The sequence below is a fragment of the Streptomyces sp. NPDC030995 genome, assembly GCF_055571215.1.
Window position 1 is genome coordinate 1 of the sequence record NZ_JBVIFS010000051.1, and the last position, 21,972, is coordinate 21,972.

Annotated in this window: 9 protein-coding genes; 4 read left to right on the forward strand and 5 right to left on the reverse strand. The window is 73.2% G+C overall.

Annotated elements, in window-relative coordinates:
* Positions 1 to 90 precede the first annotated feature (90 nt).
* Positions 91 to 1,257, reverse strand: a complete 1,167-nt coding sequence (rsgA, locus tag ACZ45T_RS36980; protein ID WP_468448542.1) for a ribosome small subunit-dependent GTPase A — start codon at positions 1,255 to 1,257, stop codon at positions 91 to 93.
* Positions 1,258 to 1,711: 454 nt separating this feature from the next.
* Between rsgA and ACZ45T_RS36985 the strand changes: the two genes are divergently transcribed.
* From ACZ45T_RS36985 to ACZ45T_RS36995, 3 genes are all read left to right on the forward strand, one after another.
* Positions 1,712 to 4,726 carry a type 2 lanthipeptide synthetase LanM family protein gene (locus ACZ45T_RS36985; protein WP_468448543.1) on the forward strand — a complete coding sequence of 1,005 codons (3,015 nt, stop codon included), beginning with the start codon at positions 1,712 to 1,714 and terminating at the stop codon, positions 4,724 to 4,726.
* Entirely contained in the window at positions 4,723 to 4,935 is a 213-nt protein-coding gene (locus ACZ45T_RS36990; protein WP_468448544.1) for a hypothetical protein, read from the forward strand. The genes ACZ45T_RS36985 and ACZ45T_RS36990 overlap by 4 nt, the downstream gene beginning before the upstream one ends.
* A gap of 218 nt (positions 4,936 to 5,153) precedes the next feature.
* Positions 5,154 to 8,057, forward strand: a complete 2,904-nt coding sequence (locus ACZ45T_RS36995; RefSeq protein ID WP_468448545.1) for a helix-turn-helix transcriptional regulator — start codon at positions 5,154 to 5,156, stop codon at positions 8,055 to 8,057.
* Between the two features lie 25 nt (positions 8,058 to 8,082).
* Here the strand turns inward: ACZ45T_RS36995 and sbnB are convergent, their stop codons facing one another.
* The 3 genes from sbnB to ACZ45T_RS37010 form a co-directional block, all read right to left on the reverse strand.
* Positions 8,083 to 9,072 (reverse strand): 2,3-diaminopropionate biosynthesis protein SbnB, encoded by a 990-nt coding sequence (sbnB, locus tag ACZ45T_RS37000; protein ID WP_468448546.1) that lies wholly within the window; start codon positions 9,070 to 9,072, stop codon positions 8,083 to 8,085.
* The gene (gene sbnA / locus ACZ45T_RS37005; protein ID WP_468448547.1) at positions 9,066 to 10,085 is read right to left on the reverse strand and encodes a 2,3-diaminopropionate biosynthesis protein SbnA; all 1,020 of its coding nucleotides are present in this window, start codon (positions 10,083 to 10,085) and stop codon (positions 9,066 to 9,068) included. Before sbnA ends, sbnB begins: the two co-directional genes overlap by 7 nt.
* A 65-nt stretch (positions 10,086 to 10,150) precedes the next feature.
* Entirely contained in the window at positions 10,151 to 10,369 is a 219-nt protein-coding gene (locus tag ACZ45T_RS37010; RefSeq protein WP_327412338.1) for an MbtH family protein, read from the reverse strand.
* 285 nt (positions 10,370 to 10,654) lie between these two features.
* Between ACZ45T_RS37010 and ACZ45T_RS37015 the strand changes: the two genes are divergently transcribed.
* Positions 10,655 to 20,131: a non-ribosomal peptide synthetase gene (locus ACZ45T_RS37015; protein ID WP_468448548.1), complete on the forward strand. Its 9,477-nt coding sequence runs from the start codon at positions 10,655 to 10,657 to the stop codon at positions 20,129 to 20,131.
* 546 nt (positions 20,132 to 20,677) lie between these two features.
* On the opposite strand, the gene ACZ45T_RS37020 is transcribed toward ACZ45T_RS37015, so the two are convergent.
* A complete protein-coding gene (locus tag ACZ45T_RS37020; RefSeq protein ID WP_468448549.1) occupies positions 20,678 to 21,949 on the reverse strand; it encodes an MFS transporter in 1,272 nt (423 codons plus the stop codon).
* Between the last annotated feature and the right edge of the window lie 23 nt (positions 21,950 to 21,972).

Below are 21,972 nucleotides of genomic sequence, written 5' to 3' on the forward strand. Positions count from 1 at the left end.
CAGCCATCTGGCACAACCGGGCCAGCGGAACACCGCTGACCAGGTCATTAATCGCCTACGACCACTGACCAAGACTTCGGACTTAATCGTCTAGGCCCGACCGCCCCGCTTCGCGGCGTAGTTGGACCGGCCCTCGGCCGACTTGATCCGCCAGTCACGGCGGATCTCCGCCCGCACCCGCGCGTCCGTCTTCGCCACGATCCGCTGGTTCTCCCGGAGCAGCTTCCGGTAGCTCTCCAGCCGGCGTTCCTGGAGCTCGCCGGAGTCCACCGCGGCCAGTACCGCGCAGCCCGGCTCCGCCTCGTGGGCGCAGTCGTGGAAGCGGCACTGCTCCGCGTACTCCTCGATCTCCGAGAAGACCTGCCCGACTCCGGCCTCCGCGTCCCAGAGGCCGACGCCCCGCAGGCCGGGCGTGTCGATCAGGACGCCGCCGCCCGGCAGGGCGAGCAGGTTGCGCGTCGTCGTCGTGTGGCGGCCCTTGCCGTCGACCTCGCGGGCCTCCTGGACCTCCATGACCTCGGCGCCGAGCAGCGCGTTGGCCAGCGTGGACTTGCCGGCGCCGGAGATGCCCAGCAGCACGCTGGTGCCGTTCCCGACGACGGCGGCGAGGACGTCCATGCCCTCCCCGGTGACGGAGGAGACGGTGAGCACCTGGACGCCCGGCGCGGTGGTCTCCACGTCCTGGACGAGGTGCCCGAGCGTGGCCGGGTCCGGGACCAGGTCCGCCTTGGTGAGGACGACCAGCGGCTGCGCCCCCGACTCCCAGGAGAGTGCCGACTCATGCAGCAGCGCATCACCACTGGAGCTGGACATCGCGAGGGCGAGGAACCGCTCGATCCGCCCGAGGTCGAGTTCGACCGCGAGGGACACACAGATGACGATGTGATCGACGTTGGTGGCCAACACCTGGCCCTCGGAACGCTTCGACGACGTCGACCGCACGAAGGCCGTACGGCGAGGGAGGATCGTGCGCGCGTACCGCGGATCACCGCCTTCGGGATCGACGGCGACCCAGTCCCCCGTGCACACGACCTTCATCGGATCACGGGGAACTACGAACTCGGTGTCGGCCCGGATGACGCCGGCAGGCGTGGCGACGTCGCACTGGCCACGGTCGACCCGTACGACTCTGCCGGGGATCAGCCCCTGCGCGGCGTACGGAGCGAACTCGGCCGCCCAGCCTTCGTCCCAGCCATAGGCGGCGAGGACGTGCTGAGCATCAGAAGTGGAAGATGTGTTGAGCGAAGCGTTGAACAAGGGGAACCCTTCACAGGGTGGCCCCGGCGGCGCGCTCTGCGCGCGGAAGTCGAGTGGGTGTCAGCCGGAGACCACAGGGGTGGGAACGATGAACTCCTGAATGCGGGCAGCGCCCGTCACCATGACAGTCATCAATGTCCTCACCTCCTGCTTCTTCTCAACGAACCAACACCGTTCCCTCGGGAACGGATGAGCAGAACCATAGCCCTGCCCCGGGCACGACACCAGCGGTTAAATGCGGGGCCGACGTCAGGCCGCGAGTCGTACAGCATCCTGGGCGAGGACCTTGGCTCGTCCGGTCCTCGGGACGGACGCCGTGATCCGCCTCGCGTCCGTGGCCCCCCGCCGGGGGAGGCCCTCGCTATCCGCAGGCAATCTTGTGCACTCGGCCATGGGCTGACACTCTCTGGCTGTGATCGTTACGAGCACGTCATCAACCGAGGTGGACTCATTCATGTCCGCCTGGTGGGTGCGCGGCCTTCACCCCGCCGAACTGCCGTGCAGAGAACGGCCGGAGTGGGCGGAGTTCGCCGAGACGGCCCTCGCCGGGATGTCGGCGCAGCCGTCCGCGCCGGGCGGTGACCTGCCGGGGACGAGTGGGTTCGCGGCCGTTCTCGCGCCGTTCGCCGAGCTGGCCGGGGCGCGGCTGACTTCGGCGGTCGGCTGCATACCGGTGGAACTCGAAGCTGTCGTCAGCGAGTTCGCGGGCCGGCTCGCCGCGACGTTGGGGCGGCTGGCGGCCCGGACGCTGATCCTGGAACTCCATGTCGCCAGAGTGGGCGAGCGACTCTCGGGCGACACAGGGTCAGAGCGCTTCCGTTCCTTCCTCGGCACGGTCTCGACTCGGGCGGGAATGACCGCACTGTTCAACGAATACCCCGTACTCGCCAGGATATTGGCCCAGAGCTGTGTCAACTCCGCCGCCGCGCTGGCGGAACTTCTCGCTCGGTTCGGCGCCGACCGCGCGGAGCTGGTGGCGACCCTGCTGCACGGCGCCGACCCCGGGCCGCTCGTCGCGGTCGACCGGACGGCCGGCGACGGGCACCGGCGCGGGCGCAGCGTCGCGGTGCTGCGCTTCGCCGACGGCACGCGGGTGGTGTACAAGCCGCGGCCGATCGACGTGCACCGGCACTTCAACGAACTGGTCGGCTGGTTCAACGCCCGGCCCGGGACACCCGGGCTGCGGACGTTGGCCCTGCTGGACCGGTCCGACTACGGCTGGGTGGAGTACGTCTCCCCCGAGCCCTGCACAACGGGCACGCAGGTGGAGCGCTTCTACCACCGTCAGGGCGCACTGCTCGCCCTGGTCCACCTGCTGGACGCCACCGACTTGCACTACGAGAACTTGATCGCGTGCGCGGACCAGCCCGTCCTGGTCGACGTCGAGACCCTCTTCCACCCGCCCGGCCCGGCGGCGCCGGTGGCCGCGGGGGAAGAGTCGGAGGAGGACCCGGCGGCGCTCGTACTGACCGGATCGGTGCTCCGGACCGGCCTGTTACCGCATCTGCTGGTCGGGGACGAGACGGCGCTGGACGCCTCCGGCCTGGGCGGAGACCCGGGCGCCCGGTCGCCGGTGGAGGTGGTGGACTGGGCGGCGGCGGGCACCGACGAGATGCGGCTCGTCCGCCGGGTCGGTGCGCTGGGCGGCGCCGCGAACCGCCCACGGCTGGACGGCGTGGACGCCGACCCCGAGACCTACACTGAGGCGCTGCTCGCCGGGCTCCGCGCCGGGCGGCGCGCGATCCTGGACGGCCGGGACGAACTGCTGGGCGAGCAGGGCCTGTTGCAACGGTTCGCCGACGACGTGGTACGGGTGGTGGCGCGGGACACCCAGCAGTACGCGATGGTGCTGAGCGAGTCGACCCACCCCGATGTCCTGCGGGACGCGGCGGAACGGGACGCGATCCTGCGGCTGTTAGGGACGGACGCCCTCGGCGACCCGGGCTGGCCGCTGGTCCTGGAGGACGAGATCGCCGAGCTGTGGGAGGGCGACATCCCGCTGTTCACCACCAGGCCGGCAGCGGTGCACCTGTGGAGCGGCACGGGCCGACGGCTGCCCGGCGCCCTTGAACGCCCCGGTCTGGACCGGGTCGCCGACCGGCTCCGCGCGATGGACCGGGACGTGGCCGACGCCGACAGCCCCGGCAGCCTCGGCGGTCAGGAGTGGATCGTCCGGGCGGCGATGGCGAGCCGGTCCACTGCCCCCGCCCACGGGACCGGTACGCCGATCGCAGAGTCGGTTGCGCGGTTGGCCGCCGGACCAGGGGCGCGGATCGCTGCCCCCCGTGACCGGCTGCTCGCCGCCGCCCGGGGCATCGCGGACCAGCTGCTGGGCCGGGCCCACCGCGGCCCGGCCCGGACGAACTGGCTCGCGCTCGAACTGCTCGGCGACCGGTACTGGCGGGTCGGCCCCGCAGGCGCCGACCTGGCGGGCGGCTACTTGGGGCCGGCTCTCTTCCTGGCTGAACTCGCCACGCTGACAGGCGAGTCCCGCTACGCGGAGGCGGCCCACCGGGTGCTGCGGCCGGTGCCGCGCCTGCTGGACCGGCTCGCGGCGCGGCCCGAGGAGCTCGGCGTGGTCGGGTCGGGGGGTTTCGCGGGTCTGGGCGGCATCGTCTACGCGCTCGCCCGGGTGGCTACCGAGCTGGACGATGCCGAGATCCGTGACTGGATCGCGCCCGCGACGGCCCTCACGGTCGCCGCCGCCGAGGCGGAGGACACGCAGGGGGTCCGCGACGGCACCGCCGGCGGCCTGGCCGCGCTGCTCGCCGTGCATCGGATCACGGGCGCGGCCGAGGCCCGGCGGGCTGCCGAGGTGTGCGCGGCCCGGCTGGTCGGGCGGCCGTTGCCCCCGACGCCCGGCTTCGCGGCGGGCGCGGCCGGGGTGGGCTGGGCGCTGCTCGGCTTCGCGGCCGCCGGGGGCGGAGCCCGGTACGAGCGGGCCGGCACGGCTGCACTGCGGTCGGCGGTGACGGGGACGGCGTCGTCGGCGGCGGCGCGCGCCGAGGGGGTGTCCGAGCTGTCGTGGTGCGAGGGCCTGCCCGGTGTCGCGCTGGCGCTGGCCGACAGTCCGGCCGCGATGGCGGACCCCGCGTTGGCCGCGGCCGTCGCGGACGCCGTCCGGCTGGTCGCCTCGGCGGGCCCGCTGCCCGGTCACAGCCTCTGCCACGGTGAACTCGGCATCCTCGAACTGCTCGGCGCCGCGCCCGGCCCCGAGGCCGGCCGGGCGCTGGCCCGCCGGACCGGTGCCCTGCTGGAAGCCCTCGACCGGCACGGTCCCCGCTGCGGCACACCCGCCGCCCTGCCCACCCCGGGCCTGCTGACCGGCCTCGCCGGGATCGGCCACGGCCTGCTGCGGCTCGGCTTCGCAGACCTCACGGCTTCGGCGCTGCTCCTGCGGCCGCCGTCTTCTGAACGTCCGTCGGTTCCGACGGCGCAACCCTCCGGAAAGGAAGACCTGTCATCATGAATGCCAATGATCTGGTGCAGTCGTGGAAGCAGCCGGGCACGCGGTCTGGCACCGCGGTTGATCACCCGGCCGGTGAGATCAGGTTGCGCGCGGGCGGCGGTCTCGGGCGCCGTTCCGGCCTGCTGGGGGCGTACCAGAGTGTCGGGCTCTCGCACGACCCGTGGCCGACCGTGACCATTCCCGTGGTACCCGAAGAGGAACGCCGGTAATCAGGAGCGACAGGCCTGATGGCGGCCGGCTTGGCAGGTCCGCCGGTGACCAGCCACGACGACCCGGTGGTTTGTGGTCGGCCCGGTGAAACCGTTGTGACAGAACCATACGGGTGGGGAGGCCGGATGGTGCCGTCGCGATGGCCGTGCGGTTGCGCCGGGGTGGCCACATTCGAAAACTGTCGAATTTCGTCGGGATGATCCAGTAACCTGCCGATATGCGTACCACTTCGCCGGTCACCATCGGCCGGGACGCCGAACTCGCGTTGTTCTACAGCACCCTGACAGAACTTCAGCGAGCGGCCGGTCACACGGTTTTCCTGTTGGGCGAGGCCGGGATGGGGAAATCCCGCCTGGTCGGCGACTGTGCCGACCAGGCCGCCGGTATGGGTCTGCCGGTCCTGCGCGGTCGTGGCAGTTCGGCCGGTGCGGGCACGCCGTTCCGTCCGCTCGCCGAGGCGCTGCACTCGCGGTTCCGGACCAGCGGCGTCCCGGCGGACCCGGAACTCGTGCCGTACCGGCTGGCGTTGGCCCGGCTGATTCCCGAATGGCGGAATCCTGCGTACCCGGGCTCCCCCGAGGGTGTGGTCGAACTCGCCGAGGCGCTGCTGCGGCTGCTGACCGTGCTCGGCCGGGAGGCGGGCTGCGTCCTGCTTCTGGAGGACCTGCACGACGCGGACTCCGAGACCGTCGCCGTGGTCGAGTACCTGATGGACAATCTGGCCGGGCAGCCCGTGCTGCTGGTGGCCACCCTGCGGCCGGACCCCGGGCCCGCGCTCGATCTGGCCCGTGCGGCCGAGCGGCGGCGGGCCGCCTCGGTCGTCGCCCTCCAGCCGCTCGACGAGCCGGGGGCCCGGGCGATCGCGGCCGGCTGCCTCGGTGTGCCGGATCAGCGCGTGCCTGCCGCGGTGGTCGACCGGCTCGTCCGGTGGGGCGACGGAAACCCTTACCTGATCGAGGAGTTACTCGCCGAGATGGTCCGCTCCGGGGCGCTCTGCGAGCAGGGGACCTGGGTGGTGGTCGGTGACCTGACCGAGACGGTCCCCGCGACGGTCGTCCAGGGCTATGGGCACCGCCTCGACCTGCTCGACCCGCAGACCCGTGAACTTCTGCTGTTCGCAGCGGCCTTGGGCGCCCGGTTCACGCTCTCCACCCTGCAGCTCGTCACCGGGCACGGTGACCGGGCGCTGCTCGACCAGCTGCACGTCGCGGCCCGGGCCAACTTCGTGCTCCCGGACGCCTCGGCGGCCGACGAGTACGTCTTCCGGCACGCCCTCACCGCCCAGGCACTGCTGGCCGGGATCTCCCCTGCCGAGCGGGCCGCCATCGCGCGGCGGGCCGCGGCCGCGCTGCAGGCGGCCGACCCGGCGCTCTCCGACGATCGGTGCCGGCTGGTCGCGGGGCTGCTCGTCGCGGGCGGCGACCCCGCCGGTGCGGCGCTGCTCTACGCCGAGGCGGGACGTCGGGCGCTGGCCGGCGGAGCCTCTGGCACCGCCGTCCTGCTGCTGGAGCGCGGTTACGAACTCGCCACCGGGCCGGCCCGGACGGAAATCACCGAGTCGCTGCTCTACGCCCTCGCCGAATTCGGCCAGCTCGACCGCGCCTTCGCCCTGGTCGCCACCCTGCCGCAGCTCGGCACGGCGGCCCTCGGCAGAGAGCGCGGCGGCGCCCTGCACACCCGGCTGGCCTGGGTGGCCGTGATCGCCGAGCGCAGTGCGGACACCATCCGTCAGGTGGCCGCCGCCAAGGCGCTGCTCGGCGACTCCGGCCGGCCGGAACAGACCGCCGAACTCGCCGTGGTCGAGGCACACCTCGCACTGCTCCCCGGCCAGGGTGGGCGGCCGGCGGACACCGAACGACTCGCCCGCGAGGCGGCCGAGGTGGCGGAGCGCCAGAAACTCCCGGTGGTGGCCTGTCAGGCCTGGCAGTTGCTGGCACTCCTGGCGCGCGAGCGCGGCTTCGACGCGGCGGACGCCTGCCTGGAGCGGATGCTGGCGGTGGCCGAGCAGCACGCCCTGCCGGTCTGGCGGGTGGAGGCGCTGATGCGGCTGGGTGGGAACGCCTTCATGCGGACCGGCGACGCCCGCAGGCTCGAACAGGCCAGGGACGCCGCAAGGGAGTTGGGCGCGATCGTGCTGACCCAGCGGGTGGAGGCTCTGCTGGCGATGAACTCCGTCCTGCGGGGAGATCTCGGGACGGCTCGCGAGATCATCGACCGCTGCCTCGACGCCAGCGCGCGGATGCGCAACCTCGGGACGCACCGGTACCTGCTGCTCACCTCGGCGACGCTCGCCGCGCACCGGGGCCGCCGCCGGGAGATGGAGCGCGACCTGCTGACCTTCGCCCGGGCCGACGGTTCGGAGTCCTTCCTGACGCCCGTCCTGCTCGGCCTCTGCCGGGCCTTCTGCGCGCTGCTGGAGGAGGACCGGACGCTGGCGACGGCCGAGTTGGCCGCCGCGGTGGCCTGGGAGGACGAGCATCCGAGCATGTACTACCTGAGCGGCCGGTACGGTCTCGGCCCGCTGCTGGCCGTGCTGGCGGGCACGGCGGGCCGGGCCGAGTACGCCGCCGTGGCGGCCGCCCCGGCGGCCGAACTGGCCTGGAACCGGCAATTCCTGCTGCTCGCCGATGCGGTGCTGCTGGGCCGCGAGGGGCGGACGGAGGAGGCGATGGACGTCGTCCGCACGGCGCGGCAGAGCGCCGAGCTGTTCCCGACCGGCCATCACCTGGGCCTGCGGCTGCTCGCGGAGGCGGCGCTGGCGGACGGCTGGGGCGACCCGGTGGGGTGGCTGCGGATAGCCGAGGAGCACTTCCACGACCTCGACGTGCCGCCGGTGGTGGGGGCCTGCCGGGCGATGATCCGGCAGGCCGGTGCGAGGGTGGCGCAGCGGCGCGGCGGGCGGGACCGGATACCCGCGGAGCTGCGGGCGCATGGCGTCACCCCGCGCGAGTACGAGGTCTTCGAACTGCTGGTCGAACGGCCCGGCAACCAGGACATCGCCCGGCGGCTCTCCATCTCGCCGCGCACGGTGGAGAAACACCTGGCGAGCCTGATCCACAAGACCGGGCGGTCCGACCGGGCGGCCCTGTGCAGGTTGGCTGTCGACCTCCGGATGGACTGACCGATGGGTACCCCATCCTGATCGGTTAGCTGGGGAGGAAGTCCGGGATGCGGGTGCCGAGGCCGAGGTGGTCGGCGGTGCGGCGGACGAGGTCGGCGACGGCGAGGTCGAGGATGCCCAGGCCGAAGGGGGAGAAAATGGTCAGGGCGGTCTCGTCGCGCCGGTAGCCGTCGTCAGCCAGGATCTCGCCGAGCGAGGCCGTGATGAAGTCGCGGTTCCCGACCTGCTGTTCGGTCAGGTGCAGCGAGGTCGCCTCCCGGCAGACGTGGTCGGCGTCGTCGACGATGTTGACGCCGGCCAGGATGGTCTCCGGCGTGAGGTCGCGCAGCGACAGGTGGAGCAGCAGGGTGCCCGGGCGGCAGGACTCGACGGCGAGGTGGGGTGTCGAGGCGGTGGTGGCGAGCGCGATCAGGCGGTGGGCGGCGAGCGCGTCCTCGACCCGGTCGGCCACAGTCACCTTGACACCGGGCCGGCGGGCCGTGCAGCGGGCGGCGAACGACTCGGCCCGGCTCCGGTCCAGGTCGAAGACGGTCACGGTGTCCAGCTCCGGGAGGAGGGCGCTCAGGAACACCAGCACCTCGAAGTTGATCACGCCGCAGCCGATCAGCGAGACACCGGTCTGCGGCCCCGCGGGCGCGAGCGTGGCGGCGGCGAGGGCGGCACTGGCCGCCGTGCGGCGGGCCGAGATGACCGAGGCCTCCAGCAGCGCCTCCGGCTGCCCGGTCCGCATCGAGTTCAGGATGAGCGCCGCGGAGGCCCGCTCCAGCCCGGCGGCCACGTTGCCGGGGAAGGAGGAGATCCACTTGATTCCGGCCACGGGGGTGTCGTCTCCGAGGTACGCGGGCAGCCCGATGATCCGGTTGCGGGCGTTGTCGGGGAAGCGCAGGAAGACCGAGTGCGGGAGTTCGGTCAGCCCGCGCTCGTGCAGCCGGTACGCCTGGCGCACCGCTTCCACCACCTCCGACTCGGCGCCGTCGAGGGCCTGCCGGACCTGACCGGCTCCCAGAATCAGCACGATGCCACCCCCATGGTCGACTTCCTTTCCTTCCAGAGGTGGGAGACGTCGCCGAAGCGTGCCGTCACCCAGTCGTCGTCGTAGATCGTGTCGAGGTAGCGCTCGCCCCGGTCGGCGAAGACCAGCGCGCAGGTGGAGCCGGGCGGGATGCGGTCGCGCATGCTCAGCGCCGCGGCCACCACCCCGCCGGAGGAGCCGCCGGCCAGGATCGACTCGCGGGCGGCGAGCCGGCGGCAGCTGACCACGCAGTCGAGGTCGGCGACGTGCACCACCGCGTCGGCCAGCCCCTCGCCGTACAGCTTCGGCCGGACGGCCGCGCCGTGGCCGGGGATCAGCCGGGGGCCCGGGGCGTTGCCGAAGAGGACACTGCCCTCGGCGTCCACCGCGACGATCGTCACCGGCAGGCGGTTGGCCCGCGCGTACTCCGCGCAGCCCCGCAGGGTGCCGCAGGAGCTGGTCGCGCAGAACAGGTAGTCCACCCCGCCGGGCACCTCCTCGAAGATCTCCCGCATGGTGGCGTGGTGGGCGCGCGGGTTGAGGAGGTTGGAGTACTGGTCCGGCCAGTAGGCGTGGTCGATCCGCTCGACCAGCTCCCGGACCCGGCGGATCCGCATCGGCAGGTACTCGCCGGTGGCCGGGTCGGTCTCGGTGACCACCTCGACCTCGGCGCCCAGTGCCCGCATGATCGCGATGTTCTGTCTGTTGGTCCTCGGGTCCACCACGCAGATGAAGCGGAGCCCGAAGTACCCGCACACCTGGGCCAGCCCGATACCCAGATTGCCTGAGCTGGACTCGACCACCACGGACCGCCCGGGGACGAGCCGGCCGTCGCGGATCCGGTCCTGGAGCATCTCCAGCGCGGACCGGTCCTTGATGCTGCCGCCGGGGTTGTGGGCCTCCAGCTTGGCGTACATCCGGAACGGGCTCGACGGGTCGAGCCGGGTCAGCTCCACGAGCGGCGTGCCGCCGATGGTGCCGAGCACCCCGGACAGCTCGCCGTCAGATTCGCGCATAGTCGGTTCCCAGAGAGTTCGCGCCCACGTGCTGGGCAGGGACGGAGCAGGCGTGGTCATCGTCGCTAACCGCGCGCTGTCTGCTCCATGCGCTGCCGCAGGCTGAGCGGGCGCATGTCCGTCCACACGGTGCCGATGTGCGCCAGGCACTCCTCGCGGCTGCCCCTGGTGCCCTCGGCGCGCCAGCCGAGCGGCAGCTCCCGGTCGGCGAGCCAGATCGAGTACTGCTCCTCGTCGTTGAGCACGACCAGGTAGGGGCGGGTGTCGGCGTCTTCCTCGGCCATGAACGGCCCTCCTTGGCGTGTCGCCCTGCCGGCACGAGTGCCCGGTGCGGGGTGTGTCGATGATTCGGTACGGGGCGAGCGTGCCCGCCGCAGCGCGCCCGGACCAGAGACAGACGCGCAGCAGGACCGGCAACCGACCGCTGCCGGTCCGTCCCTGGCGTCCCGGGGCCCGTGCCCGGCAGGCTGCGCGACGGACGCGGTGTGCGTCATGGGGATCCGTGGAGGTAGCCGGTGGACAGCGACGACAGCTTCGGGGATGCCGACCGTGGGACGGGTGCCGCTCGGATGGCGTCGTTTTCGCAGCAGCGGCTCTGGTTCCTCGACCAGCTACGGCCCGGCTCGCCGGACTACCTGCTGCCGCTGGCGCTGCGGATCCGCGGTGCCCTGGAGACCGCCGCGCTGACCGGCGCCCTGGCCGCCGTCGTGCAGCGGCACGAGGTGCTGCGCACCCGATGCCTGTCGCTCGGCGGGGAGATCGTGCAGCAGGTCCGCGAGGTCGCCGAGCTGGCCTGGGAGCAGCACGATCTGACGGGTTTCGCCCCCGAGGAGCGCGAGCGCCGGGCCGGTGAGCTGGTCGAGCGCGAGCTGCGCCGCCCCATCGACCTCGCGACCGAGCTGCCGATCCGCCCGCTGCTGGCCCGGCTCGCGGACGAGGACCACCTGCTGCTGATCGTCGTCCACCACATCGCCTTCGACGGGCTCTCCTGGAACCTGCTCGGCGCCGAACTCTCGGCGGGCTACCGCGAGCGGACCGGCGCCGCGCCCGCCGCGCTCGCGCCGCTGCCGATCCAGTACGCCGACTTCGCCCAGTGGCAGCACGAGCGGCTCTCCGGCCCACGACTGGCCGAGCGCCTCGACTACTGGCGCACCCGGCTGGCCGGCATGGCCCCGCTGGAGCTGCCCACCGACCGCCCCCGGCTGCCGGTCTGGGAGGGCGACGGCGACGTCGTACGGTTCGAGCTGCCCGCAGAACTCGTGGCCCAGGTGGACAAGTTCGCCCGGGGGCACCGGGTGACCAGGTTCATGGTGCTGCTGGCGGTCTTCCAGGCGCTGCTGGCGCGCTACAGCGGGCAGACCGACATCCCCGTCGGCACCCCCGTCTCGGGCCGCTCGCGGACGGAGGCGGAAGGCCTGATCGGTCTGTTCGTCAACTCCGTGGTGCTGCGCGGCGATCTGACCGGCCGGCCCTCGTTCGAGACCCTGCTGGGCCGGGTTCGGCAGAGCACGCTGTCCGCGCTGACCCACGCCGACGCGCCGTTCGAGCTGATCGTGAACGAGCTGGCCCCCGAGCGGGATCTCTCCCGCAATCCGCTCTTCCAGGTGTCATTCTCGCTCAACAACGCGGCGGCCGCGCCGATCGTGCTGCCGGGGCTGGTCGTCGAGCTGGTCAGGACGCCACTGGTCGGTTCGGCGTTCGACCTCGCCCTCGACGTCGACCAGATGCCGGACGGACGGCTGAACGCCCGGCTCCAGTACGCCACCGCGCTGTTCGACCGGACGACGGTGCAGCGCCTCGCGGACAGCCTCCGGCTGCTGCTGGACGCCGTGCTGGCCGCACCGGAGACGCCGCTCGACCGGATCGAGCTGATCTCGGCCGAGGACCGGTACGCCACGGTGGAGAAGTGCAACGACACCGCCGAGCCGATGCCTGCGGGCTGCCTGCACGAGCTGCTCGCCGAGCAGGCCGCCCGCACACCGGAGGCCGTCGCGGTGCGGTGGCCGTCCGGTGAGCTGAATTACCGTGAACTGGACGGCCGGGCCAACCTGTTGGCGCACCGGCTACGCGAGGCCGGGGTCGGCCCCGAGACGCTGGTCGGCGTCTGCCTGCGGCGCGGCCCCGACCTGGTGGTGGCCCTGCTCGCGGTGCTCAAGGCGGGCGGCGCGTACCTGCCGCTCGCCCCGGAGCATCCCGCGCTGCGCCGCGAGGAGCTGCTCGGCTCGGCTGGTGCCGGCGTGCTGATCACCAGCGCGGATCTCGAACCGGCCGGCTGGGCGGGCGTGGTCGTCCCGGTCGGGACGGGGACCCGGGCCGCGCCGCCCGAGCAGTGGGCGGCGCCGGACAACCTGGCCTATCTGATCCACACCTCGGGCTCCACCGGGCAGCCCAAGGGCGTCACGGTGACGCACCGTAACCTGATCAACTACGTGAGCTGGGCGGCCCGGACCTATCTGTCGAAGGGCGCGGGCACCCCGCTCTACTCCTCGGTCACCTTCGACCTGCCCGTCACCTCGCTCTTCCCGGCGCTGCTCACCGGCGCCACCGTCACCCTCACCGCCGAGGACGGCACCCCTGGCATCGACGCGCTGGTCGCCACCCTGACCGGAGACAGCTTCGACCTGGTGAAACTGACGCCAACTCATCTCGGTATCCTGGGACGGGAGTTGTCAGCCGAGGCGCTGCGCACCGCTGCGCCCCACCTGGTGCTCGGCGGCGAGCTGCTGACCGGTGCCATGCTCGCGCCGTGGCAGCGGCACGCGCCCGACACGGTGGTCTTCAACGAGTACGGCCCGACCGAGACGACCGTCGGCTGCTCGGTGCTGGTGCGCCGCGCCGCCGACCTCGAACCGGGTGCGCTCCCGATCGGCGCACCGATCGCCAACACCCGGATGTACGTGCTCGACGACAACCTGCGGCCGGTACTGCCGGGCGTGGTGGGCGAGTTGTACATCGGTGGTGCGCAGGTGGCGCGCGGCTACCACCGGCGCGGCGATCTCACCGCCGACCGTTTCGTGCCCGACCCGTTCAGCGCGGTGCCCGGCGACCGTCTCTACCGCAGCGGCGACCTGGTGCGCCACCGCCCGGACGGCGAGCTGGAGTTCGCCGGCCGGGTGGACACCCAGATCAAGATCCACGGCTTCCGGATCGAACCGGCCGAGGTCGAGGCCGCGCTGACCACCCACCCGGCGGTCCGCGAGGCCTCCGTCGTCGCGCACGGCACCGGCGCCGAGGCCCGGCTGGTCGGCTATCTGGTGCCCGCCGACGGCGCCGCGCCCGAGGTGGACGAGCTCCGCGCCCACCTGGGCCGCCTGCTGCCCGAGCATCTGGTGCCCGCCCTGTACGTCTCGCTGCCCGAGATCCCGCTGACCCCGAGCGGCAAGGTCGACCGTCGGGCGCTGCCCGACCCGGCGGTCCACCGGATCGCCGCCGCGACCGAGGACGGCACCGGGCCGCGCACCCCGATGGAGCACACCGTCGCCGAGCTCTGGGCCGAGCTGCTGGGCATCACCGACTTCGGCGTGCACGACGACTTCTTCGCGCTGGGCGGCAACTCGATGATGGCCACCCGGGTGGCCTTCCGGCTCCGCGAGCTGCTGGCCGTCGAGCTGCCGCTGGCCGAGGTGTTCACCGCCCGCACCGTGGCCCGGCTCGCCGATGTGCTGGCCATCGCCGAGCGTGTCGACCGGGCTCCGATCACCCCGGTCTCCCATGACGACCCGCTGCCGCTCTCCTTCCCCCAGCAGCGGCTCTGGTTCCTGGACCGGCTGGCGCCCGGCGCCACCGACTACCTCGTCCCGTTCGCGCTGCGGCTGCGCGGCCGGCTCGACCACGAGGCGCTGCTCGGCGCGCTTGACGCGGTCACGGCACGGCACGCCGTGCTGCGCACCCGGTACGTCGAGCGCGACGGCGAGCCCTTCCAGATCATCGACCAGGACGCGCGCATCCCGGTGACGGTGCTGGAGGCACCGGAGGACGGGGAGGCGATGCGGCTGGTCCACGAGGATCTCGCGCGGCCGTTCGACCTGGCGGCGGAGATCCCGGCCCGGGCGACGCTGATCCGGATCGCCGAGCAGGACCACATCTTTCTACTGACGCTGCATCACATCACTTCGGACGGCTGGTCGATCGACGTGCTGGCCGACGAGCTGGCCCGGCACTACTCCGGCCGGCCGGTCGAGCCGCTGCCCGTGCAGTACGCGGACTACGCGGTATGGCAGCGAGCCCTGACCGGCACGCCCGCCTTCGCCGGGATGCTCGACCACTGGCGCGAGCGCCTGGCCGGCCTCCCCGAGCTGGAGCTGCCCACCGACCGGCGGCGGCCCCGGGTGCGCGACTGGCGGGGCGATCGGATCGCGGTGGATGTCCCCGCCGACCTCGGCGAGGCCGTCGACGAGTTGGCCGCGCACCGGGGCGTCACCGCGAACGTGGTGTTGCTGGCCGCCTTCTACGCCCTGCTCGGCCGCTACACCGGCCAGCGGGACCTGGCGGTCGGCACGGCCGTCTCCGGCCGGACCAGGACCGAGACCGGGCCGCTGATCGGCTTCTTCGCCAACACCCTGGTGCTGCGCGGCGATCTGTCCGGTCGGCCCACCTTCGTCGAGCTGCTCGGCCGGGTGAGCAGGACGGCGCTGGCCGCCTACGGCCACGGCGACATGCCGTTCGAGCGGATCGTCGAGGAGCTGGCGCCCGAGCGCGACCCGTCCCGCAACCCGCTGTTCCAGGTGATGTTCGAGCTGCGCCCGCCCGCGACCGGTGTGTTCGCGCTGCCCGGCCTGGAGGTCGAACAGTTCGGCATCGGCTGGCCGATCGCCAAGTTCGACCTGATGCTCTCCATCCAGCAGCACTCGGACGGGCACCTGCGCTGCGGCTTCGAGTACGCCACCGCGCTGTTCGACCGCGCCACCATCGAGCGGCTGGGCGGCCACTACCGGCGGCTGCTGGCCGCTGTCATAGCCGATCCGTCGGCGCGGCTGGACGAGTTGGAGATCCTGGACGAGGCCGAGCGGCGCGCCCTGGTCGCCGGCCCGGCCGTCGCCGTCACCGCCCCCGAGCACTGCCTGCCCGAGCTGATCGCCGAGCAGGCCGCCCGGACGCCGGACGCGACCGCCGTGGTGTTCGGCACCGAGACCCTGAGCTACGCCGAACTCGGCGCCAGGGCAGCCAGGTTGGCCCGGCACCTGTACGAGCTCGGCGTCCGCCCCGAGACCCCGGTGGCCGTCGCCCTGCGCCGGGACGCCGACCTGGTCACCGCCCTGCTGGCGGTGCACCAGGCGGGCGCGGCGTACGTGCCGATCGACCCCGACCACCCCCGGCACCGCCGCGACCACGTGCTGCGCGACAGCGGTGCGGCGGTGCTGATCAGCCAGGCCTGGATCCGCGACGAACTGCCGGACAGCGCCGTCGCCCTGGTGCTGCTGGACGAGGACCGCGAGGCGATCGCCGGGCGGAGCACCGAGCCGCTGCCCGCCGTCGACCCGGCCTCCGCCGCGTACATCGTCTACACCTCGGGCTCCACCGGCCGGCCCAAGGGTGTGGTGGTCAGTCACGAGGCGATCCGCAACCGGGTGCTGTGGACCGTCCGCGAGCACGGCCTCGGCCCGGCCGACCGGGTGCTGCAGAAGACCACCGTCGGCTTCGACGCCGCGATGTGGGAGTTCCTGGCACCGCTGGTCTGCGGCGGGACGGTCGTAGTGGCCGCTGACGGCGTGCCGCGCGACCCGGCGGCGATGGTCCGAGCGGTGGCCGAGCACCGGGTGACGGTGCTCCAGCTCGTCCCGTCCGTCCTGCGGGTACTCGTCCAGGAACCCGGGCTCGCCGACTGCACCGCGCTCCGGCTGGTGTTCAGCGCGGGCGAACCGCTGCCCGCCGAACTGTGCGACCGGCTACTCGGGCTGCTGCCCGTCACCCTGACCAACACCTACGGCCCCACCGAGTGCGCGATCGACGTGACCTCCTGGCAGTACACCGGGGAGGAACCCGGCGAGATCGTCGCGATCGGCCGGCCGATCGACCGCACCAGGGCCCTGGTCCTCGACACCGACGGCCGGCTCGCCCCGGTCGGCGTCCCCGGTGAACTCTGCGTCGCCGGCGTCGGGCTGGCCAGGGGCTACGCCGGGCGCGGTGACCTGACCGCCGAGCGGTTCGTCCCCAACCCCCACCCGGAGGCTCCGGGAGAGCGGCTCTACCGCACCGGTGACCGGGTCCGCCGGCGCGCGGACGGCTGCCTGGAGTACCTCGGCCGGCTCGACCGCCAGGTCAAGCTGCGCGGGGTCCGGATCGAACCCAGCGAGATCGAGGCCGTCCTCTGTGAGCACCCCGGGGTCGCCGCGGCGGCCGTCGGGGTCTACGGCGAGCGGCAGCTCGTCGCCCACGTGGTGCCCGTGCCCGGCGCCGACCCCGGGCCGGCCCGGCTGCGGGCCCACCTGGCCGAGCGGCTGCCCGAGTACATGATCCCGTCGGTGCTGCGCACCCTCGCCGCGCTGCCGCTGACCGCCAGCGGCAAGGTCGACCGGGAGGCGCTGCCAGGGCTGGAGGGACGGACCGAGGAGCACGTGCCGCCGCGCGGCCCGGTGGAGACCACGGTGGCCGCCGTCTTCGCCGACGTGCTGACGCTGGACCGGGTGGGCGCGCTGGACGACTTCTTCGACCTCGGCGGGCACTCGCTGCTGGCCACCCGGCTGGTGTTCCGGCTGCGCGCGGCCTTCGGGGCCGACGTGCCGGTCGCCGAGGTGTTCACCCGGCGGACGGTCGCCCGGCTGGCGGAGCTGCTGGCCGTCCCGGAGGCGCTGGCGGCCGACACCGCCGGCCCGATCACCCCGGTGCCCCGCACCGAGGCGGTGCCGCCCTCCTCGGCGCAGCGCCGGATGTGGTTCCTGGACCAGCTCGAACCCGGCAGCGCCGAGTACCTGGTGCCGATGGCCCTGCGCCTGCGCGGGCCGCTGGACACCGAGGCGCTCGCCCTTGCGCTGGACGAACTGGTGGCCCGCCACGAAGTGCTGCGGACGCGGTACATCGCGCCCGACGGCTCGCCCGTCCAGGTCATCGACCCGCCCGCCCCGCTCGACACCACCCCGGTTGACCTCTCCCGACTGCCGTACCCGGTGGCGGTCGAGCAGGCCGAGGCGCTGCTCCGGGAGGAGACCGGGCGGCCGTTCCGTCTCGACCGGGAGGCGCCGCTGCGGGTGCTGCTGGTGCGGGTCGGCGCGGAGGAGCACCTGCTCGCACTGACGGCCCATCACATCGCAGTCGACGGCTGGTCGGCCGACGTGCTCACCCGGGATCTCGGGCTGCTCTACCGCGCCTACCGCGCCGGTACGGAGGTGCCGCCGCGCCCGCCCGTGCAGTACGCCGACTTCGCGGCCTGGCAGGCGCGTTGGGCGGAGAGCCCCAGCCCGGAGCGGCACCTGGCGCACTGGCGCGAGCGGCTGGCCGGGCTCACCCCGGTGGAGCTGCCGACCGACCGTCCGCGCCCGGCCGTCCGCGACGCGCGCGGCGAGCTGCTGGCGATGGCGGTGCCCGCCGATCTCACCGAGGCCGTCGACGCGCTGGCCCGCCGGCACTCGGTGACCCCGTTCGTCGTCCTGCTGGCCGCCTTCCACCTGCTGCTCGCCCGGTACACCGGCCAGAGCGACGTCTCGGTCGGCACGCCGGTCGCCGGGCGCACCCGCCCCGAAGTCGAGGAGCTGGTCGGGAACTTCATCAACACCGTCGTGCTCCGAGCCGATCTCGGCGGCGACCCGAGCTTCGCGGAGCTGATCGACCAGGTCCGCCAGGACGTGGTCGCGGCCTACAGCCACCAGGACCTGCCCTTCGAGCGGCTGGTCGACGACCTGCAGCCGGAGCGGGATCTTTCCCGCAACCCGCTGTTCCAGGTGATGTTCGACCTCCAGCACGCGCAGCGCACCCCGCTCAGCCTCGACGGCATCGTGGTGGAGCGGGTCGCAGCGCCCTGGCAGACCGCCAAGTTCGACCTCACTCTCTCCCTCGGGCGGAGGGCCGACGGCAGCCTGAACGGCCTCTTCGAGTACGCGGCGGCACTGTTCGACCGAACCACCGTGGAGCGGATGGCCGGGCACTACCTGAGCCTGCTGCGCGGAGTCACCGAGCACCCCGAGGCGCCGCTGAGCCGCCCGTCGATGCTCACCGGCCCCGAACGGCGGCGGCTGGTCCACGATTGGAACGGCCAGGCCCGTGCCACCGCCGAGACCGTCTGCGTACCGGAGCTGTTCGAGCGGCGCGCCGTCGAGCAGCCCGACGCCGAGGCGGTCGCCTTCGGCGCCGAGACCCTCGGCTACGCCGAACTGAACGAGCGCGCCAACCGGCTCGCCCACCACCTCCGGTCGCTCGGCGTCGGCGGCGAGAGCCTGGTCGCGGTCTGCATGGAGCGCGGCCCGGATGTGGTGGTGGCCCTGCTCGCGGTACTCAAGGCCGGCGGCGCGTACCTGCCGGTCGACCCCGAACACCCTGCGGAGCGGCTGGAGTTCATGCTCCGCGACGCCGGGGTCGCCGCGATCGTCACCACCGACCGGTTCGCCGGCCGGCTGGCGGGTGTCGGCTGCCCGCTGGTGCGTACCGACGGTGACGCGGGCCTGATCGCCGCCCACCCGGCCACCGACCTCGCGCACCGGGCCGAGCCCGGCGACCTCGCCTACATGATCTACACCTCCGGCTCCACCGGGCAGCCCAAGGGCGTGCTGATCGAGCACGGCTCCTACGCCCACCACTGCCGGGTGATCGCCGAGGCCTACGACATCCGGGCCGACGACCGGGTGGTGCTGCTCTCCGCGCTCACCTTCGACGTGGCCATGGACCAGATCGCCGCGACCCTGCTCGCGGGCGCCACCGTGGTGGTGGCCGACCCGCTCTTCTGGAGCCCCGCCGAGCTGCCCGACCGGGTCGCCGAGCACCGGATCACCATCATGGAGATCACCCCGGCGTACTACCGGGAGGTGCTGGCCGGGCTCACCCCGGACGACCCCCGGATGCGGGGCCTGCGGCTGATGAACGTCGGCAGCGACGTCGTCACCGTCGACGACGCGCGCGGCTGGGCGGCCACCGGCCTGCCGGGCCGGTTCCTCTGCAACTACGGCCCGACCGAGGCCACCGTCACCTGCGTGCTGCACCCCGTCCCTGCCGATCCGCCGGGCCGCGGGGAGGCGGCGATGCCGATCGGCCGGCCCGTCCCCGGCACCCGGGCGTACATCCTGGACGCGCACGGCGAGCCCGTCCCCGTCGGCGTACCCGGCGAGCTGCACCTCGGTGGGCTGCGGTTGGCCCGCGGCTACCACCGCCGCGCCGCACTCACGGCGGAGAAGTTCATCCCGGACGCGTTCGGCGCCGAGCCCGGCGCCCGGCTCTACCGCACCGGTGACCTGGTCAGGTACCTGGCCGACGGCACGATCGAGTTCCTCGGCCGGATCGACCAGCAGGTGAAGCTGCGCGGCTTCCGGATCGAACTCGGCGAGATCGAGGCCGTGTTGGCCCAGCACCCCGCCCTGCGGGCGGTCGCCGTGGTCGCCAGGGACCTCCGGCCGGGGGACCGCCGGCTGGTCGCCTACCTCGTCCCGGAGGGCGACACCACACCCGAGATCACCGAACTGCGGCGGTACGCGGGCGAGCGGCTGCCCGAGTACATGATCCCGTCGGTCTGGGCGACACTGGCCGAACTCCCGCTCACCTCAAGCAAGAAGGTCGACCGCAAGGCCCTGCCGGCCCCCGCGCCGGACCGCCCCGAGTTCGAGCACCCCTACGTGGCCCCCCGCGACCCCACCGAGGAGATCGTCGCCGGGGTCTGGACGGAGATGCTTGGCATCGACAGGATCGGCGTCCACGACGACGTCTTCGTGCTCGGCGCCCACTCCCTGCTCGCCACCCGGGTACTGGCCCGGCTGAGCGCGGTGTTCGGGGTGACCATCCCCCTGCGGCGACTCTTCGAGGCGACCACGGTGGCCACCCTCACCGAAGTGGTGACGGACGCCGTCGAGGCCCAGATCGCCGAACTCTCCGACGAGGAGGTGGAGGCCCTGCTCTCCCAGCAGGGCTAGGATCCGCCCTTGGGCAACCGAGCAACCACGGGCAGGGCGCGAGGAGCTGCGCGTCGGACGGCACAGGCCCCCAGCCTCCCGCTTCGCGCAGCCCGGCGCTTCGACGAGCTCAGATGGGTGACTTCGAGTCCCGCTGCGAAGCGGCTGCCGGCGGTGCCGAGGGGGGACGTCCGCCTCCCCGGCCTGCTCGAACAGGGCGACCAAGGTGGCGATGACGGCCGGCTCGCGGGTGCACAGACGCCTCGAGAGGTCGGGGACGCCTGCAGGCCGGCCTGGCGCTGGGCCTCGCGCGGCATCACCGACAGGCACTCACCGGTCAACTCCGCGGCCAAAATGGCGGTGACCGCGTGGGTCGGCCAAGGGGCCGGAGCCTGGGGAATGGCCCGGCCATGGCCAGGGGTTGGACGGTGGAAGTCATGTGGCTCCGGCAGCGGCAACCCCGACTTCAGCTCGCTACGCCGTCTCGGAGGCAACAGTCGCGCCATGGTGTGCCGCCGGCGTCGACCGCGTTCGCACCGTCGGGACGGTGAAGCGTCGCCGCCGGGTTCAGCCGGCGGTGGCCGGCTGGGGTTCGAGGGGGGTGGCCTCGGTGAGGCTCGGAGCGGCGCGGACGGCAGGGCTGACGGTGGAAACGACGGCGAGCAGGGCCATCCAGCCGGCCAGCAGCCACACCGTGGTGTCGGCGCCGTAGCGGCTCAGCAGCAGACCGCCGATCAGCGAGCCGAGCGGGACGGCGCCGAACGCGACCATGCCCGCCGCACCGAGCACCCGGCCCCGCATCCGGTCGGGGGTCACGGCGAGCTGGTAGGCGGAGATCACCACGTTCCAGACCGGGCCGACGAAGCACATCAGCGCGTACACCGCGCCGATCAGGTACGGGTTCCGCACGACCAGCAGTAGCGGAACCAGCAGCGCCCAGGCCCAGTTGGCCCCGATCACCACCACCTTCATCAGCAGCCGGCGCTCCAGCGCGGGGGCGACCAGCGAGCCGACCACACCGCCGACGGCGGCGACGCCGAACATCACGCCGATCGCGGCGGACGACCCGCCGTGCCGCCGGGCGCTCACGAGGACGGTCAGGAACAGGGCCTGGAAGAGCAGGTTGCTGCCCGCGATCAGGAAGGTGGTGGTCCGCAGGAAGGGCTGCCGCCAGAGCCAGCGCACGCCCTCGCCGATCTCGGCGCCCAGCTGCCCCAACCGCCCTGACCGTCCGGGCTGCGCCGGGCGCTCGACCTGGAAGTCCTTCCGGATCATCAGCAGTGCGCCCAGCGACACCAGGTAGCTGAACGCGTCGAAGAGGAACGGGACGGCCCGGCCGAGCCCGAACAGGACTCCACCGAGCGGCTGGCCGAGCATGGCGGCGCCCCGTGCCCGGGCCTCGTTGCGCGAGAGCGCCAGCGCGAGTTGGGAGGGGTGCACCACATTGGGTACCGCCGCCGAGGCGGCGATCCGGAAGCAGACGGTGAGGGTGCCCTCGACGAAGCCCGCCACCAGCACGTGGGCCAGATACAGGTGTCCGGCGAGCAGGGCGGCCGCGACGCTGCCGACGGTGAGGGCGCGCAACACGTCGCACCAGATCATCGCCCGCTTGCGGTTCCACCGGTCGACCAGTGCTCCGGCCGGCAGCTGGAACAGCAACTGCGGGAGCAGCGCGACGAAGCCGGTGAAGCCCGCGTCGGCGGGCGAGCCGGTCAGGGCCAGCACCAGCAGCGCGTAGGCGACGGTGGAGGCGTTCGAGCCGAGGCTCGACACCGCGGAACCTTGCCAGAGCAGCAGGAAGTCCCGATTGCGCAGCAACGGCGGCACCTTGTCGGTCATGCGTCGATGCTGCTCGGACCGGT

Coding starts and splice junctions, on each gene's coding strand:
- sbnA (WP_468448547.1), bottom strand. CDS start 10,085: ATGCGCGAATCTGACGGCGAGCTGTCCGGGGTGCTCGGCACCATCGGC.
- ACZ45T_RS36990 (WP_468448544.1), top strand. CDS start 4,723: ATGAATGCCAATGATCTGGTGCAGTCGTGGAAGCAGCCGGGCACGCGG.
- ACZ45T_RS37015 (WP_468448548.1), top strand. CDS start 10,655: ATGGCGTCGTTTTCGCAGCAGCGGCTCTGGTTCCTCGACCAGCTACGG.
- ACZ45T_RS37020 (WP_468448549.1), bottom strand. CDS start 21,949: ATGACCGACAAGGTGCCGCCGTTGCTGCGCAATCGGGACTTCCTGCTG.
- ACZ45T_RS37010 (WP_327412338.1), bottom strand. CDS start 10,369: ATGGCCGAGGAAGACGCCGACACCCGCCCCTACCTGGTCGTGCTCAAC.
- ACZ45T_RS36995 (WP_468448545.1), top strand. CDS start 5,154: ATGCGTACCACTTCGCCGGTCACCATCGGCCGGGACGCCGAACTCGCG.
- ACZ45T_RS36985 (WP_468448543.1), top strand. CDS start 1,712: ATGTCCGCCTGGTGGGTGCGCGGCCTTCACCCCGCCGAACTGCCGTGC.